The sequence below is a fragment of the Vibrio chagasii genome (genome assembly GCF_024347355.1).
Classification (GTDB): Bacteria; Pseudomonadota; Gammaproteobacteria; order Enterobacterales; family Vibrionaceae; genus Vibrio; species Vibrio chagasii.
Genome location: NZ_AP025466.1, coordinates 570,814 through 586,831 on the forward strand (window position 1 = coordinate 570,814; position 16,018 = coordinate 586,831).

The following is a 16,018-nucleotide window of genomic DNA, read 5'->3' on the forward strand; positions in this document are numbered from 1 at the left end:
GACTATTAAAAAGCCCTTACTCACAAAAGCGAGTAAGGGCTTCAATTGTCTAAGTCGTTCTAGAGACTAATTAAAGTCACTAATTTACTTGTTACGGCGAGCTTCAACTGCATCTGCCAGTTGACGAAGTACTGTTTCAGTATCTTCCCAACCAATACAAGCGTCAGTAATTGACTGGCCATATGTTGGAGCTTTGCCGTCAACCAAATCCTGGCGGCCTTCAACTAGATGAGATTCGATCATCACACCAAAGATAGCTTTGTCACCACCAGAGATCTGTGCGCTCACGTCATCCGATACGTTCAGTTGGCGCTTAAATTGCTTAGAGCTGTTTGCGTGGCTAAAGTCGATCATTACTTTCTGTGGTAGGCCTGAGGCTTCAAGCTCTTGCTTGATCTTACCAACGTGCTCTGCGCTGTAGTTTGGCTCTTTACCACCACGTAGGATGATATGACAATCAGGGTTACCAGCCGTTTCAACGATAGCTGAATGGCCATACTTAGTTACAGACAAGAAGTGGTGAGAAGCACTTGCAGAGCGGATTGCGTCTGTTGCGATCTTGATGTTGCCATCAGTACCATTCTTGAAACCAACAGGGCATGAAAGACCAGAAGCTAGCTCACGGTGAACTTGAGATTCCGTAGTACGTGCGCCAATTGCACCCCAGCTAATTAAGTCTGCTACGTATTGAGGCGTGATCATGTCTAGGAATTCACTTGCCGTCGGCATACCCATGTCTGTTAGATCAAGCAATAGCTTACGTCCAAGACGTAGACCATCGTTTAGCTTGAACGTGTCATCCATGTACGGGTCATTGATCAGGCCTTTCCAGCCAACGGTAGTACGTGGTTTTTCAAAGTAAACACGCATTACGATTTCTAGCTTATCGCCTAGTTCGTCACGCAGAACTTTCAAACGCTTACCGTATTCAAGAGCGGCTTCTGGATCATGAATAGAACATGGACCAACGATAACCAATAGGCGGTCATCTTTGTCTTCTAGAATGTTGTGAATTGCTTTACGGCTTTCAAAGGTTGTAGAAGAAGCAACTTCTGTCGCTGGAAACTTTTCTAAAACAGCAACAGGGGGTAATAACTCTTTTACTTTGTTAATTCTTACATCATCAGTCTGGAACATTGCTTACTTCTTCCTATATCTATCCTTGAGCTGAATGTACGTTATCTCACGTAACTTTCCATCAGCACATATCTTCTTGTTCCCTGTAACTTAACTAGTAAAAACGCCAGTTTCAATCACTAATTTAAAAAGAACGCAATTTTTTTTGTGTTTTATATTTAAAACACCCTGTATAACTTTATTTACACGCTATCGATTGCGCAATTTCAATAGGATAACGTTGAATGTTTTTTCACCCATCACTTGTCAACAAAACTGTTCTATCAACAGAAACAAAAAAGCCCACGCTGTTAACGTGAGCTTTATAATTAATTACATTCTTTTCAATGGCTTGACGACACTGTCGAGCCCTTCTATTTTTAGCGCTAGGCACAGTTTGAGCAGGTCACCTAGCTCACCGTTTGGGAACCCTTTCTTGTCAAACCACAACAAATATTCTTCAGGTAAGTCAATTAGTGTGCGGCCGGTGTACTTTCCAAATGGCATCTGCATTCGAGCCAACTTAATCAGGTTCTCTTTCTCTAGCATTGTTCGGTCTTTCTATGCGTCATCGATGTTCTGTAGAGTATCACCTAAACGTTCAACCCAATAGTTGATTGCATCTTTGGCATCATCAAGTGAATCGATCATAGTTGAAAAGTCCTTATTTCCGGCTTCACGATCGATCGATGCGAACAGTGGTGTGCCATCTTGAGCGTCACTCACCAGCAGCTCGACACTCGCACTACCAACATTGGTGTGCTCTCCTGTCGCAACTTTTGAGATGGTCGACATGGCAAGACCAAAAGGTAAGACACTACTGGTAACGGCTAAGATAGGATTTGGCGTTTCAACGTTACTCAATGCGATACTCAGGCGTAACGTTTTGCCCGTCGGCTCACCAACGATCACTTTGTGAGGTGATATTTTCTCTTCTAATCGGTTCACCATGTGGTCGGTAAGTTCCTGAATTTCTTCTTGATCTAACGAACCTTCTTCGGCAAGCACAAAGATTTGGTCAATGACGACAGAATCATAGTCATCCAACTTACTCTTCAAGCGGTCGGCGTCACGCAGCCCTAATCTTGCCCAAACGAGGTCAACTCCCCCGTCAGGGCCAGGCTGAAAATCTTCATAAGTGGTGAATTTGGTAGCAGTCTTGATTGGGCCGCCTGCACAACCAAACAAAAAGATGCTGGTTGCGACAAGCAAAAATAGTTTTAGAGGATTCATAGCGCACTTAGGTTGGAAGAAAAACACCCAAGTATGCTATACCATATGTAAAAAGTTTGTAGAAAAAGGGGCTATAACTCAGAGCTAACTCTAAAATTAGTTGTGTTGAACAGTGTGAGCATACTCTACGATAACTTGATTTCCTTCGATGTAAGCATTTTGGATCTCTCCATCAACACTCATTCTACTTTTCAGATAGACCACTTTAGGACCAGAGTCATTTCCTTCTTTAAGTGACGGGAATACGTTTCTCGGTTCCAAGTGAAGTAGACGACAGAAATGGCTCACAAATGACATAGTCAGCGGCGACTCCCCTCGCAACATATTTGAGAAATCAAGCTGACTCATTCCAAGCTTCTTTGAAAACTCCATCTGCGTGATTCGCATTCGCGATTTTTGTGACATCCACGTTTGGTACAACGCTTCTCTATCTTGTTCAGTGAATTCCATACTGACTCCTTTATATAATTCATACCAATTAATTGTCCGGTTTTTCATACATAACGTGTCAGGGTTTGGTTAGTGGAAACCAAAGGTTTGGTTTTGATATGCGCTCAATCGTTATCAGCAACTAAAGTTAAGCACCCAAACCATTCATAAAAACAATTAGAGCAAATGCTTTCTTAATTTATTTCAATCACTTATAGGTAAATAAAGAATACATTTAGCAAGTTAATTTGTGACAAGAATTAAAAGTTCGAGATTAGCATTCCACATTTCAATCTATTCATTCGCATTTATAAAACGCGTTGACTACATTTCGCTTGCTTAAACGCACTTCTGGCAAACTATTTGAAAGAATAGGACGCAAAGCCACCGCTCTGTCGACAATTATTCTGTCTATGATAGCGGAGCTGCCACTTAATAGGATTTAAGTGCAAATGCGTGCCGGAGTGTTCTCTTTTTTGTCGGCCAAATACAGTAAGGACAAATAATGAAACAACTCCCAAAAAAATCACTCATCGCTCTGTCGCTACTAAGCGTTAGTGGTGCAAGCTTCGGTCACGGTTATGTCTCGGCATACAATAATGGCGTAGCTGAAAGCCGTGTAGCGCTGTGTAAGTTCCCTGCGAGTGATACACAAGAGAAGAACACCAACTGTGGTGGTATCCAATACGAACCGCAAAGTGTGGAAGGCCCTGAAGGCTTCCCAGAGGTTGGCCCTGCTGATGGAAAAATCGCTAGTGCGCAATCTTCTTTAGCGGCTGCGCTAGACGAGCAAACGGCAGACCGTTGGGTTAAACGCCCTATCCAATCTGGCTCTCAGTACTTTGAGTGGACATTTACAGCAAACCACGTGACTCACGATTGGAAATACTACATTACAAAACCAGACTGGAATCCAAACCAGCCTTTGGCTCGCAGTTCTTTTGATCTAACACCATTCTGTGTAGTCGAAGGCAATATGGAACAGCCACCAATGCAAGTAAGCCACTTGTGTAATGTCCCTGAGCGTGAAGGCTACCAAGTGATTCTTGCTGTTTGGGATGTGGGTGATACTGCAATGGCTTTCTACAACGTTATTGATGTGAAATTTGATGGCGATGGCCCGATCATTCCTGATTGGGACCAAGGCGGTCAAATCAACCCAACTCGCGACCTAAACATCGGTGATGCCGTTTACACTCGTGTCTTTGACCAATCTGGTGAGAACGCTTCATACAGCACAGAGCTAGTCATTGAGAACAACGAACAAGGTAAAGCGAATAACTGGTCTTATGCATTGGCATCAAAGATCAACCAAGAGCAGACGCAAATCAAAGCGGGTCAATTGAACGACCAAGGTGATTTCGCTCCTGTATACGGCTCAAATCCAGTTTACTTAAAAGCAGGTTCAGGCTTTAAGAGCGTAGAGATCGGCTACAAGATTGATACTCCAGAGCCAGAGCATGAAGTTGAAGTAACAGGTTTAGAATCAGAGTACATTATCGATGAGAGTCAACCGACTCAACTTGATCTTACTCTAGCGGCAACAGGCGATGTTCAAGCAGAACTCACGGTATACAACCACCATCGTGAAGCACTTGCGTCTCAGAAATCTGAACTTAAAGACGGACAAGTTGAAGATGTTCAGTTGACTCTGTCTAAATCTGAAGCTGGCCACCACATGCTTGTGGTTGTAACTAAGGATGACCAAGGCAACTTAGTTGACCAAAACACGCTTGATTTCCACCTTATGGACGAGCAAACACCGCCACCAGCAGGCGATTACGATTTCGTATTCCCTGAAAGCATTGAATCTTACACTGAAGGTACAAAAGTACTGAGCAGCGACGGTAGCGTTTATCAGTGTAAAGAGTTCCCATACTCTGGTTACTGTATTCAGTGGGCACCAACGGCAACTCAGTACGAACCTGGTGTAGGCTCACACTGGCAAGATGCTTGGTACAAAGTCGACTAATTGATCGCTCTGTGCTTACTTTCATGATAGTGAAACTAAGCAATCAGCCAAACAAAAACGGATGCCAAGCGCATCCGTTTTTTATTCAGTATTCATCTACAAGTCTGATCTTAAAGGAGGTAATGGTCTGCCAGCAAAGCAACAAACAAAATCATGAGATGATAAATAGAAAACTTGAATGTCTTCATCGCCATGTTAGGCTCATCACGATACTTCAATACCCAGGCATGATAAACAAACCCACCGTTGAGCACCAAAGACGCGCTCAGGTATATCCAACTGCTCATTCCAACCAATACTGGCAGCACACACACGATGCTCAGCAATAGTGTATACAGCAGAATTGAAGTCTTGGTGTAAGTTATCCCATGTGTCACAGGCAACATCGGGATATCTACCTTGGCATATTCGTCACGACGATGAATCGCAAGCGCCCAAAAGTGAGGAGGTGTCCAGATGAAGATGATCATCACCAGTAGCCATGCGTTGGAGTGCAACTCGTTAGTCACTGCCGTCCAACCCAATAAAGGTGGCATTGCCCCTGCGATCCCTGCAATGACAATGTTCTGTGGCGTCGCTCGTTTTAAATACATGGTATAGATAACCGCATAACCTAATAAGCTCGCAAAGGTTAGCCAAGCCGTAAGCGGGTTAACTAACAAGGCTAAAGTCACAAAGCCAAGTAAACCGATACCTGCTGCAAAGGCGAATACTCGTACACTGCTGAGCTCACCCGATGGTAAAGGACGACGATTAGTACGAGACATTTGCCCGTCGATCTTCTTGTCGATCAAGTGATTAAATGCAGCGGCTGAACCCGCCATCAACCCTATCCCTACCATGCCAAATAATGCTTGCTGTAATGGCAATCCATTAGGCACCGCTAAACACATGCCGACTAATGCTGTTAACAACATCAAAGCAACCACTTTAGGCTTAGTCAGTGTTAAATAGACCTTCCAAGCTGCTTTGTTTTGAGCAGCAACTTCATGACTTGAAGCGGTATCTTGAACCACAATTTGATGCTGTGTTGAAGTTCTACTGACCATGATTACCTCCTTGTAATACACTGTTCTTTGCCAAGCGCTCACTTGGTTTTCGTTGCCACACTACAAAGTTTGTCGCAACCAGACTGACAAGCAGCATCGCCGCAACTAAGTTATGAAGCACTGCCACTGAAATCGGTAGATGGAACCACACGTTACTGATCCCTAAACTGACTTGCACGGCTAATACCAATGCCACAATGACACCCAGTTTTTGGTGCGCTGTTTGACCAAGCTTCCACAACTGATACACGACCATTAGCACCGTTATCGTTGCCACAATAGCGCCAAACCTATGCATGACATGTATGGTGAGCCTTGCGGGATACTCGAGCACACCAAACTCATAGTTATCATGCCCATGCTGTGCAAAGTCGAACGCATTCTTAAAATCTAGGTAGCTTATCCAATTACCTTCACAGATAGGCAGTTGAGTACATACCAGCGCGGCATAATTTGAAGACGTCCAACCGCCAAGTAAGATCTGTCCAATTACAACCATCAGGCCAAGTAACGCAGCAAACTTGCTCGTCGCCGAGTATGTCGTTTCACTGAACCGAGTCTGGAAATTAGAGAGGCGACAATACAGTAGGCAGAGCAGAGACAGCAGAGTGAACCCTCCCATCAAGTGCGCCATCACCACAACAGGCATCAGTTTGAGAGTCACTGTCCACATCCCTAACAAAGCTTGAAAGATCACCGTTGCTGCAATAAGTAACGGTAGTCCAGCAGAAGTGATGTTCTTCTTAATACACCAAGCAACTACAACAAAGATGAGAAGCCCTAATGAACCAGCAAAGTAGCGATGTATCATCTCTATCCAAGCTTTATTAGCCTCAAGAGCACGTTCAGGGAATTGGAGGTTAGCTTGGTTCACTGCTTGTGCATCAGACGGTACTGTGAGCTTTCCATAACACCCAGGCCAGTCAGGGCAACCAAGCCCAGCATCCGATAATCGGGTATAAGCACCGAGCACAATCACTGTCAGCGTCAGTAAGATAGTCACTCGCATCACGAGCATGAGTAAATCAGGGGCTTTGTTCTGCATCGTTTATCTCCCTATACTTATTCCCTTTCGCTGCCAGAGTTCAGTCACCACAGTCAAACCGATTCGCTTATCAACTATCCAACACGTGATAGCTTTAGAAGCTTTCTGAGGTCATGAACCATGCCTTTGGACTGCCCGACTAACTGCGACGGTTCTGAGACACTTTTGTATTCCATAACGAGTTGCCCAAGGGGATCAATGATAACAATCGAAGCTGGTGCAAACTTAGTGCTCAACTGCTCCCCACCAGACAGAAATGACAAATCAGGTTTGTTAAATGCTCCTGGTAATGCATCCCCTTCAGAAACAAAAACCACAGCTGTCACTCGTTCTTTGTTCTTCCCTAGCGCTAAGTAGCTTTGGTTCAAGTAATGGAGTTGTTGTTCGCATAAGCTATCGCAGTCCGTTGGCGCAATGTAACCCACCAACCACCCTTCTCCTTCCATCGGCGTCGTCAGCCCAAAATCTTGTAGAGTCACTCTTGGCTCAACTAACTCCCCACTGTTTGTCACACCAGATGTGTACCAATTCTGCTCTAATACAGTTTTAGCAATAATGGCAGGTAAGGCGAAGACCAAGATCAACCCGATGAAGATAAGTCGACCACGTGAGCGGCGCTGTTTAAACGCAGCAAGATTAGCATCGGTACTTTCCTTTTTAGTTTGTGTTTGAGACTTATCCATTTTGATTCCCTGTATTAGTCGCTGCCGATCACTAACCGTGTTTATGTCGTTACAAGCATTTACTTCTTATTCATGTGACTATGTTTCTTCAAGTATCTGAACCCAATCAACAACATCAGCGAAAGCAATACTGCAGCCATCACAAACCATTGAAATGAGTAACCGAAGTGCTTCTCAGACTTCATCGCAGTCGGGCGCCATAGCATTTCATAAGGCCATGAATCTAAGCTCTGAGGTTGAAAAACGAACGGTAACACCTCTTGCCCTGTGTATTGTGATAACGCTTCTATGTTGATATTTTGAATCCTTTTCGGCGTCGTGTTTTCTAGCCCAAGTTCCTGACTTAACGGATTCACCGAACGTGTGTACAAGCGACCAGACATCTCGATTGGTAGCGTGATCTTTCCTATTCCTGGTAGCTCTCTTCTGTCATTACTTGCTGCAACGAATCCAAGATCGATCAAAAGCTGTTTTCTTCCATCTTGAGTTTGAACCTCGCCCAGCATGTAAATCACATACCCCACCGTTCCTTGATTGATTTGATTGTCCAGCAAGAGAATTAAACCACTCGATTTCACTAATTCGACGTCAGCGTTCAAGCCATTTAAGGTCGAAGGGGGCACCGACTGCTGAGTTCCAACGCTTGCCTCTCGCCATTCAGTGAGCACTGCATCTAGTGGTTTAGAAGGTTGCACAGATCTCTGCGATAGCTGCTGCTCATAACGTAGTTTCTCGTTACCTCTGTCTAACTGCCATAAACCCAACTTGATTAAAGTGCCGACTGAAACCAAAGTTAAAGCAACCGCAAACCAAAAACCTTTACTGCGGAACGTTCGTTCATCATGATTCAAACGGTTTGGAGTTATCACTATGGCGTCACCTACCTTTATCCTGTTATTCAAAGTTGTGTTAGTTGCCCTGCTATTTTTCATCGCATTCAACTTAATGAAAGGGCTCATTCAAATCGCTTCTAGCAAACACAATGGCAAAAAGCTGAGTCACTTCTTGGGGCGTCGAGTCATGTGGTCAGCCGTTGCTGTGTTACTGCTATTGCTTGCTTTAGGGTCAGGAGTGATAACTCCCAACCCTCGTCCTTATTAAGCCCTTTAGCTCTGTCGCTTCGCTAAAGTACGTATACAAACACGAATAATCCTAACCACACCACATCAACAAAGTGCCAATACCAACTGCCGGCTTGGAATGCAAAATGGTCTTTGGGTGTAAAATGATCTTTGGCAACCCTAGCCAACAGCACGATTAAAAAGATCGTCCCTAAGCAGACATGTAAACCATGGAAACCCGTCAGTAAGAAGAAGGTGTTGCCATAGATTCCCGATTGAAGAGTAAGGCCCATATCTTGATAAGCATGGATATACTCTTCAACTTGGAAAAATAGGAAGAACCCAGCCAGAACGATGGTGATCTCTAACCAAACGATTAATGCCATGCGCTTGTTTTGTTCGAGGCTTAGATGGGCCATATGCAGCGTGATGGACGAAAGCAATAGGATAATGGTGTTTTTGAGTGGAATTCCTTGCCATGGCATAGCTTGTGTTGTTACGCCATCCGGTGTCGTAGTCAGCGGCCACATTGATTGGAACATTGGCCACAATACTTCATGAGTCATTTCATTGTTGCCCGCCCCGCCAATCCATGGGACAGAAATCATACGAGCGTAGAACAGCGCGCCAAAGAAAGCACCGAAGAACATGATTTCAGAAAAGATGAACCAACTCATGCCTTGCCTGAAAGAGCGGGATATTTGCTCAGAATAGAGGCCGCTCAAGGATTCTGTAATCACGTTGCTAAACCAACCCGCAAGCATGTAAAGCAACACCGCAAACCCGACGAACAACACAGCCTTACCGAACACACCGCCAGCGGCATCAGTGCCCATGTTTTGCACGGTTAACCCTGCTCCAACCGCAACAAGAAATAGCGCAACGGCACCGACTAATGGCCAATGGCTTTGATGTGGAACGAAATAAACTTCCTTTTTAGAACTCATCGCTCAACTCCTTTTGTTGATTCTGGTTCCTAGTTACTCGCGATTACATTAGGCTCGGCACTACTTGATTCCCCGACCACCTCATTCGTAATGTTAAATAGCGTATAAGAGAGCGTCAGTGTGTGAATCGATTCTGGAATATCTGGCTCTATGTAAAATATCAAACCCATTTCAGCGCTTTTATGCCCCTCTAATGGCTGCTGGTTAAAGCAGAAGCATTCCATCTTATTAAAGTAAGTCGCCCCCATCCCTGGAGATACTGAAGGCACAGCCTGCCCCACTAGAGAGTTTCCTGATAAATTTTTGGCGATGTAATTCGTTTGAATTACCTCACCAGGGTGAACCTCTAACACACGATCTTCAGGAACGAACTGCCAGGGCATATCAGGTTTGATGTGCGACATAAACTCCACACGAACTGTGCGAGAATAATCTGGCTGCATCCCACGTGGCTGTACCGCAGACACGGTATTAGTTTTGCCGTTGATTCCCAAAGCCTCGCACATCACATCGTAGAGTGGCACCAAAGCAAAACCGAAGCCAAACATCGCTACCACACTCAATACCAAGTAACCCGTTAGCTTTTTAGTTGATCGCTTCTTGGTTGACCGCTTTGGTTGGTTTTTATCTAGTTCGCTTTGCTTATCACTCATAGCCCATCTCCCTAATCGACTTTAGGCGGATGAGTAAAAGTATGATGAGGCGCAGGGCTTGGTACCGTCCACTCTAACCCTTCAGCACGTTCCCATGGCTTGCTTGGTGCTAGCTCGCCGCCTTTCACACACTTGATAACTAGCCACAAAAAGATGAGTTGCGATAAACCAAAGGCGAAGCCCCCTATCGACACCACTTGGTTAACGTCAGCGAACTGGATAGCGTAGTCTGGAATACGACGTGGCATCCCCGCTAAACCTAGGAAATGCATAGGGAAGAAAAGAACATTCACTGAGATTACTGACGTCCAGAAATGCCATAGACTGAGCTTGTGGTCGTACATATGACCAGTCCATTTAGGTAACCAATAATAAGCGGCGGCCATTATCGAGAACACGGCACCAGTCACCAGAACGTAGTGGAAGTGAGCCACTACAAAATAGGTGTCGTGGTATTGGAAATCTGCAGGAACAATGGCGAGCATCAATCCAGACAAGCCACCTATCGTGAACAGAACGATAAAGGCAATGGTGAACAGCATTGGGGTTTCGAAAGTCAATGCGCCTCGCCACATGGTTGCGACCCAGTTAAAGACTTTCACGCCTGTCGGCACAGCAATCAACATGGTGCAATACATGAAGAACAGCTCTGCAAAGACGGGCATCCCCGTGGTGAACATATGGTGTGCCCAAACTAAGAAGGACAAGATTGCGATACTACAGGTCGCGTACACCATTGAGTGATAACCGAACAAACGCTTGCCACTAAATGCAGGGATAATTGCTGAAACAATACCAAAGGATGGCAAAATCATGATGTAAACTTCAGGGTGCCCAAAGAACCAAAATATGTGCTGGAACATGACGGGGTCACCGCCACCGGCCGCATCGAAGAAGCTCGTCCCAAAGTATTTGTCGGTCAACACCATGGTCACGGCCCCTGCGAGAACTGGCATTACGGCTATCAGCAAGAAAGCGGTAATTAACCAAGTCCAAACAAACATTGGCAATTTAAACCAAGTCATACCCGGAGCTCTCATGTTCACGATAGTCACGATAACGTTGATCGCGCCCATGATTGAGCTAATACCCATGATGTGAACAGAGAATACAAACAAAGCTGTGCTATCTGGGCCATACGTCGTTGAGAGCGGTGCGTAGAATGTCCAACCAAAGCTAGGACCGCCCCCTTCAGTAAACAAAGATCCAATCAAGATTAGGAAGGCGAAAGGTAGAATCCAGAAACTGAGGTTGTTCATTCGAGGTAACGCCATATCTGGAGCGCCGATCATCATAGGGATCATCCAGTTGGCGAGCCCTGTGAATGCAGGCATTACCGCGCCAAATACCATGATCAAGCCATGGACTGTGGTCATCTGGTTGAAGAAATCAGGCTCAACAAGCTGCAGACCCGGTTGGAATAGCTCCGCACGGATCACCATCGCCATCGCACCGCCAGTTAGGAACATGGCGAAACTGAACCACAGATATAGCGTACCTATGTCTTTATGATTGGTTGAATACAGCCAACGCGCCCATCCTTTAGGAGCGGCATGGGAATCGTGATCGTCCGAAGGTAAGTCATGGCTGTCTAAGGTACCATCTAAAGTATGACTTAGAGCCTGGTCTTCTGCAGGCGCCGATTTCACCGGCTTTTCGATTGGTGAACTCATAGCTGCTCCTTAGCATCACTTTGTGCTTCATCCGCAGAGCCTTCCGCTCCACCCGACTGTTTAACCTTATAGGCATTAACATCTGAAGCTTGAACCACATCGCCAGTGTCATTCCCCCAAGCATTTCGTTGGTAGGTCACGACTGCTGCAATCTCTTTCTCAGTCAACTGATTGTCGAAGGCTTGCATTGCCGTGCCTCCTCGACCGTAAACAATAGTGTCGATATGAACATCTACATCTCCAAGAGCAACTGGGCTACCTTTGATAGCAGGAAACGCTCCGGGTATACCTTCACCGTTTGCTTGATGACATACGGCACATCGAGTTTTGTATACCTCTTCACCTATGGTGTTCAACTCTTCCAAAGAAAGTGACGCGTCTAACGCATCTTGAGCCGCTTGTTGTGCGGCAATCGTTAGCTCTTTCTGTTCTGCTAACCATGCGTCAAACTCATCTTCTGCCATGGCATGCACTACTATCGGCATGAAGCCGTGAGCACGACCACAAAGCTCTGCACACTGTCCTCGGTAAACGCCTGGTTCATCAATTTTTGTCCAAGCTTCGTTAATGAAACCCGGAATGGTATCTTTTTTAACGGCAAAGGCCGGAACCCACCAAGAGTGAATCACATCATCTGAAGTCATCAAGAAGCGAACTTTTCGATCGACAGGAAGGACGAGTGGTTTATCAACCTCTAGCAAGTAATGAGCGCCTTTCACTTCAATGCCTTCGATTTCTTTATCACTGGTTGCCAGCAAGCTGAAGAATTCAACATCTTCGCCAAAATAACTGTAATGCCATTTCCATTGTGAGCCAGTAATTTTAACTGTGAGTTCAGATTGGGAGGTGTCTTCCATCGCTATCAAGGTTTTAGTAGCGGGAATCGCCATTGCGATAAGAATAATGATGGGGATAATGGTCCAGAGAATTTCGACTTTGGTACTTTCATGAAAGTGAGCGGCCACCGCGCCCTTCGACTTTCGGTGCCTTAGAATCGAATAAAACATCACCCCGAACACAACGAAGGCGATTGCACAGCAGATGTAGAAGATCAACATGTGAAGTTCATACACTTGACCACTGATCTCTGTTACACCTTGTGTCATGTTATATTCGCTACTCGCATTCACCCACGGCGAAATCGACAGCACAACAAAACTGTTCAAAAGCCACGCTAGCCTAACCAGTAATCTTTTCAAAAGATCTCTCCTTATCCTTCCTAATTGGATACATGCGACCTAAATGTCGTTGCGAACACAACAGCACTCATTGCTGTACCGGCTTCGCATGAAAAGGCTGAATCTCAATCTACTACTCTCGTGAGCACAGCCTATAACGGGCTGCTAGATCCTCTTAACTTACCGACTTATACGTCTATCAAAGTCTGGAGGTTTCAACGAAAGATTCAAAAACGGCGAAATTGTTCAATTTTGTTATATTTATGTAAAAGGCTAGTTAGTGATATCCAATTGTTCAAGGTAAGTTTACTTACAAAATAGTCAATTATTTAGAATGGCTTAGCCCACTTGTCTTTGTCGTTGGAATTTATTTTTAATCGAGTTTTACGATTGCTTTCATGGAAATGATAATCAATATCACTTAAATTAATCCCAACAGTAAGTCATACCGACATAAAAAGGTTCAGTGATTATGCAAGATGCTATGAATTGGTTAGCGAGAGACCCAGATCCAAGAACTCGTGAAGAGCTACAACACCTCATTGATGAGGGAATGCACGACGAATTGAAAGACCGCTTTACGCAGCGATTAGAATTCGGAACAGCGGGTCTTCGAGGTAAAGTAGGATGTGGCCCAAACAGAATGAACCGCTTAGTCATTCAAGAAACCGCGACTGGGCTTGGTCACTATCTAATTGAACATGTAGCAAACGCGACCATGAGAGGTGTCGTTGTGGGCTATGATGGCCGATTAGATTCAAAGCAATTCGCGATTGATACCGCTTCAGTACTGACGGCTTTAGGCATCAAGGTTTATCTAACATCGAATGTAGCTGCGACCCCTATCGTTGCTTTTGGTATCGAGCATTTCAACGCAGCAGCGGCCGTTGTGGTGACAGCTAGCCACAACCCACCTGAATATAACGGCTTCAAGGTATACTGGGAAAATGGCGCACAAATTATACCGCCTCATGATGCAGGTATTGCCGCTGAAATTGACTCCGCAGCGACTAAGCCTATCCCTTTGATGAGCCTCAGTGATGCGGAAACGCAAGGCAAGTTAGTGTGGCTCACCGAGGGTTACTATCAAACCTACCGCGCTGCGATCAACAAAAGCCCATTTGTAAAGAACGATATAGAGTCTGCTAATACCACCATCGCTTATACAGCAATGCATGGGGTGGGCGCACAGATGGCAGAAGATCTTCTGCACGACTCGGGTTTCCATAAGGTATTCAGCGTTGCAGAGCAAAGAGAACCTGATGGCCACTTCCCAACGGTGAATTTCCCTAACCCAGAAGAAAAAGGGGCAATGGATCTTGTGGTTAATCTAGCAAAAAGCGTCGATGCAGATATTGCTTGTGCTAATGACCCTGATGCGGACCGATTTGCGGTTGCAGTAAGAACAGATGACGGCTCATACAAAATGCTGACTGGCGATCAGGTCGGTGTGCTATTCGCGCATTACTTGTTATCAAAACCTCACACCAAAAATCAATTGGTGGGTAACAGTATCGTATCGTCTACCCTCCTTGAGAAAGTCGCTAATTCTCACGGTGCTACCTACTTCCAAACGCTAACAGGGTTTAAGTGGCTAGCTAACATTGGCATGCAGTTGGAAGATGAACAAGACGAATTCCTATTCGCCTATGAAGAGGCGCTAGGCTACACGATTGGAACTCAAGTCCGCGATAAAGATGGTTTGTCAGCCATTGTCGTTTTCGCACAACTGGTCGAGGAGCTAAAATCTCAAGGTCGAACAGTATGGGATCTTCTGGCTCAGATTTCCTTTGAACATGGTGTTCATACCAATGCGCAGCGTAGTATCGCGCTGGACCCAGATTCACCTTCAATTGGCTCTAAGCTTCGCGCAGCACAACCAAAAACAATCAATGGCATTGCGATATCTGTGATTGAAGATCTTCACTCTTCGCTACGCTTCATTACTGGTGGTGCAACAGAGGCGATAAACCTCCCTGCGAGTGACGTACTCATCTATCATCTCGAAGATGGTTCTCGCATTATCGTCCGCCCATCGGGCACAGAGCCAAAGGTTAAGGTTTATTACGAAACCGTGACAAAATTTGAGGGGACAGAAACCTATGACGACACTCGTCAGCGAGGTGAAGAATATATGGATAAGCTCATCGAACAACACCAGAAAGAGCTGAACTCTTAACGGATTAACGCATTAAGAATGCATCAGTTAAATTAAAAATGGACGCTCTAAGCGTCCATTTTTCTTTAAACATCTGGTTGCGGATAATCGCGTTTGGTTGTTACTTATGAAGTGAAGAAAGAAGACAGCATCCAAACCGCTAATACAACAAATACGCCACCCATCACTTTCTGTTGATAGGTACGAAACTTAGCATTTTCTACCAGTGACTTACCGATGGTACCTACCAGAGCTACAAGCAAGAAGTTGAACGTTAAGCCTAACACATTGAGTAATAAGCCTAGCACCAACATCTGTTCGCCCGATGTCGCCTCAATATTTGTCGACACGAACTGAGGTAAAAACATCACAAAGAATACCAAGGCTTTAGGATTCAGCAGGTTACTGATCAGCGCTCTTTGGTAGTAAGCCTTTGCAGCGAAATTATCAGTCAGTTCAGGCGCATTGCCCTGCTCTGTTCGCAGGCAGTCCCACCCCATTTTTAGCAAGTATGTACCACCTAATAGGTGGAGAGCATTCAAAGCAACAGGGCTCATTGCAATTAATGCAGATACGCCCATCGCCGCTAAAACAGTAAGAATGATGCCTGAAGTCGCGTTACCTAAGCTCGCAAAGACACCAACCTTGCGACCATAACTCATGCTTGAGCTAGCAATCAGCAACATATCAGGACCAGGTAAAAGGAGAAGAGCGACGACGGCAGTCAAGTAAACAGGCAGAATGGTTAAATCGATCATAGGGTTTAGCATTGATAAAAATGGAGACGGATTTTATATCAATTACCAACACCCTTCCAGATG

At 45.1% G+C, this 16,018-nt stretch carries 16 protein-coding genes and 1 riboswitch; of the genes, 3 read left to right on the forward strand and 13 right to left on the reverse strand.

Annotated features, from left to right (window positions below):
• Nucleotides 1-84 precede the first annotated feature (84 nt).
• From aroG to OCV52_RS18515, 4 genes are all read right to left on the reverse strand, one after another.
• Nucleotides 85-1,137: a 3-deoxy-7-phosphoheptulonate synthase AroG gene (gene aroG / locus OCV52_RS18500; protein WP_105023172.1), complete on the reverse strand. Its 1,053-nt coding sequence runs from the start codon at nt 1,135-1,137 to the stop codon at nt 85-87.
• A gap of 312 nt (nt 1,138-1,449) precedes the next feature.
• Entirely contained in the window at nt 1,450-1,665 is a 216-nt protein-coding gene (locus OCV52_RS18505; protein ID WP_061031229.1) for a DUF3820 family protein, read from the reverse strand.
• Between the two features lie 12 nt (nt 1,666-1,677).
• The gene (locus OCV52_RS18510) at nt 1,678-2,349 is read right to left on the reverse strand and encodes a DUF3313 domain-containing protein (protein WP_137407080.1); all 672 of its coding nucleotides are present in this window, start codon (nt 2,347-2,349) and stop codon (nt 1,678-1,680) included.
• A gap of 96 nt (nt 2,350-2,445) precedes the next feature.
• Nucleotides 2,446-2,799, reverse strand: a complete 354-nt coding sequence (locus OCV52_RS18515; RefSeq protein ID WP_105057994.1) for a transcriptional regulator — start codon at nt 2,797-2,799, stop codon at nt 2,446-2,448.
• A 322-nt stretch (nt 2,800-3,121) separates the two neighbouring features.
• Nucleotides 3,122-3,211: riboswitch (cyclic di-GMP riboswitch) on the forward strand.
• Between the two features lie 72 nt (nt 3,212-3,283).
• Between OCV52_RS18515 and gbpA the strand changes: the two genes are divergently transcribed.
• Nucleotides 3,284-4,750 carry an N-acetylglucosamine-binding protein GbpA gene (gbpA, locus tag OCV52_RS18520; RefSeq protein WP_137407079.1) on the forward strand — a complete coding sequence of 489 codons (1,467 nt, stop codon included), beginning with the start codon at nt 3,284-3,286 and terminating at the stop codon, nt 4,748-4,750.
• Between the two features lie 110 nt (nt 4,751-4,860).
• Here gbpA and cyoE read toward each other — a convergent pair whose 3' ends face one another.
• From cyoE to OCV52_RS18540, 4 genes are all read right to left on the reverse strand, one after another.
• Complete coding sequence (gene cyoE, locus OCV52_RS18525) at nt 4,861-5,799, reverse strand: heme o synthase (protein ID WP_116870880.1); 939 nt, start codon at nt 5,797-5,799, stop codon at nt 4,861-4,863.
• Entirely contained in the window at nt 5,789-6,844 is a 1,056-nt protein-coding gene (locus tag OCV52_RS18530) for a COX15/CtaA family protein (protein WP_137407078.1), read from the reverse strand. The genes cyoE and OCV52_RS18530 overlap by 11 nt, the downstream gene beginning before the upstream one ends.
• Nucleotides 6,845-6,918: 74 nt before the next feature.
• Nucleotides 6,919-7,527, reverse strand: coding sequence for an SCO family protein (locus OCV52_RS18535; RefSeq protein WP_137407077.1), 609 nt, complete (start codon nt 7,525-7,527; stop codon nt 6,919-6,921).
• A gap of 59 nt (nt 7,528-7,586) precedes the next feature.
• A complete protein-coding gene (locus tag OCV52_RS18540; protein WP_137407076.1) occupies nt 7,587-8,486 on the reverse strand; it encodes an SURF1 family protein in 900 nt (299 codons plus the stop codon).
• Here OCV52_RS18540 and OCV52_RS18545 point away from each other — a divergent pair.
• The gene (locus OCV52_RS18545) at nt 8,398-8,628 is read left to right on the forward strand and encodes a DUF2909 family protein (protein WP_061031236.1); all 231 of its coding nucleotides are present in this window, start codon (nt 8,398-8,400) and stop codon (nt 8,626-8,628) included. The two genes, OCV52_RS18540 and OCV52_RS18545, sit on opposite strands and share 89 nt — an antisense overlap.
• A gap of 22 nt (nt 8,629-8,650) precedes the next feature.
• On the opposite strand, the gene OCV52_RS18550 is transcribed toward OCV52_RS18545, so the two are convergent.
• Genes OCV52_RS18550 through coxB form a run of 4 tightly spaced genes read right to left on the reverse strand, consistent with a single transcriptional unit; the run spans nt 8,651 to nt 13,060 of the window.
• Nucleotides 8,651-9,535, reverse strand: coding sequence for a cytochrome c oxidase subunit 3 (locus tag OCV52_RS18550; RefSeq protein ID WP_105057991.1), 885 nt, complete (start codon nt 9,533-9,535; stop codon nt 8,651-8,653).
• Nucleotides 9,536-9,564: 29 nt separating this feature from the next.
• Nucleotides 9,565-10,188 carry a cytochrome c oxidase assembly protein gene (locus tag OCV52_RS18555; RefSeq protein ID WP_061031238.1) on the reverse strand — a complete coding sequence of 208 codons (624 nt, stop codon included), beginning with the start codon at nt 10,186-10,188 and terminating at the stop codon, nt 9,565-9,567.
• Nucleotides 10,189-10,199: 11 nt separating this feature from the next.
• Nucleotides 10,200-11,861 (reverse strand): cytochrome c oxidase subunit I, encoded by a 1,662-nt coding sequence (gene ctaD, locus OCV52_RS18560; protein ID WP_061031239.1) that lies wholly within the window; start codon nt 11,859-11,861, stop codon nt 10,200-10,202.
• Nucleotides 11,858-13,060 carry a cytochrome c oxidase subunit II gene (gene coxB / locus OCV52_RS18565; RefSeq protein WP_137407075.1) on the reverse strand — a complete coding sequence of 401 codons (1,203 nt, stop codon included), beginning with the start codon at nt 13,058-13,060 and terminating at the stop codon, nt 11,858-11,860. Before coxB ends, ctaD begins: the two co-directional genes overlap by 4 nt.
• Nucleotides 13,061-13,511: 451 nt before the next feature.
• Here coxB and OCV52_RS18570 point away from each other — a divergent pair, with 451 nt between their 5' ends.
• Nucleotides 13,512-15,218, forward strand: coding sequence for a phospho-sugar mutase (locus tag OCV52_RS18570; protein ID WP_137407074.1), 1,707 nt, complete (start codon nt 13,512-13,514; stop codon nt 15,216-15,218).
• Between the two features lie 104 nt (nt 15,219-15,322).
• Here the strand turns inward: OCV52_RS18570 and OCV52_RS18575 are convergent, their stop codons facing one another.
• Complete coding sequence (locus OCV52_RS18575) at nt 15,323-15,955, reverse strand: LysE family translocator (protein WP_061031342.1); 633 nt, start codon at nt 15,953-15,955, stop codon at nt 15,323-15,325.
• Between the last annotated feature and the right edge of the window lie 63 nt (nt 15,956-16,018).

Bases quoted from the DNA above. Each gene is read 5' to 3' on its own strand.
- cyoE (WP_116870880.1), bottom strand. From the start codon at position 5,799: ATGGTCAGTAGAACTTCAACACAGCATCAAATTGTGGTTCAAGATACC.
- OCV52_RS18545 (WP_061031236.1), top strand. From the start codon at position 8,398: ATGGCGTCACCTACCTTTATCCTGTTATTCAAAGTTGTGTTAGTTGCC.
- OCV52_RS18535 (WP_137407077.1), bottom strand. From the start codon at position 7,527: ATGGATAAGTCTCAAACACAAACTAAAAAGGAAAGTACCGATGCTAAT.
- OCV52_RS18540 (WP_137407076.1), bottom strand. From the start codon at position 8,486: ATGAGCCCTTTCATTAAGTTGAATGCGATGAAAAATAGCAGGGCAACT.
- OCV52_RS18570 (WP_137407074.1), top strand. From the start codon at position 13,512: ATGCAAGATGCTATGAATTGGTTAGCGAGAGACCCAGATCCAAGAACT.
- aroG (WP_105023172.1), bottom strand. From the start codon at position 1,137: ATGTTCCAGACTGATGATGTAAGAATTAACAAAGTAAAAGAGTTATTA.
- OCV52_RS18555 (WP_061031238.1), bottom strand. From the start codon at position 10,188: ATGAGTGATAAGCAAAGCGAACTAGATAAAAACCAACCAAAGCGGTCA.
- ctaD (WP_061031239.1), bottom strand. From the start codon at position 11,861: ATGAGTTCACCAATCGAAAAGCCGGTGAAATCGGCGCCTGCAGAAGAC.
- OCV52_RS18505 (WP_061031229.1), bottom strand. From the start codon at position 1,665: ATGCTAGAGAAAGAGAACCTGATTAAGTTGGCTCGAATGCAGATGCCA.
- gbpA (WP_137407079.1), top strand. From the start codon at position 3,284: ATGAAACAACTCCCAAAAAAATCACTCATCGCTCTGTCGCTACTAAGC.
- OCV52_RS18515 (WP_105057994.1), bottom strand. From the start codon at position 2,799: ATGGAATTCACTGAACAAGATAGAGAAGCGTTGTACCAAACGTGGATG.
- OCV52_RS18530 (WP_137407078.1), bottom strand. From the start codon at position 6,844: ATGCAGAACAAAGCCCCTGATTTACTCATGCTCGTGATGCGAGTGACT.
- OCV52_RS18510 (WP_137407080.1), bottom strand. From the start codon at position 2,349: ATGAATCCTCTAAAACTATTTTTGCTTGTCGCAACCAGCATCTTTTTG.
- OCV52_RS18550 (WP_105057991.1), bottom strand. From the start codon at position 9,535: ATGAGTTCTAAAAAGGAAGTTTATTTCGTTCCACATCAAAGCCATTGG.
- OCV52_RS18575 (WP_061031342.1), bottom strand. From the start codon at position 15,955: ATGATCGATTTAACCATTCTGCCTGTTTACTTGACTGCCGTCGTCGCT.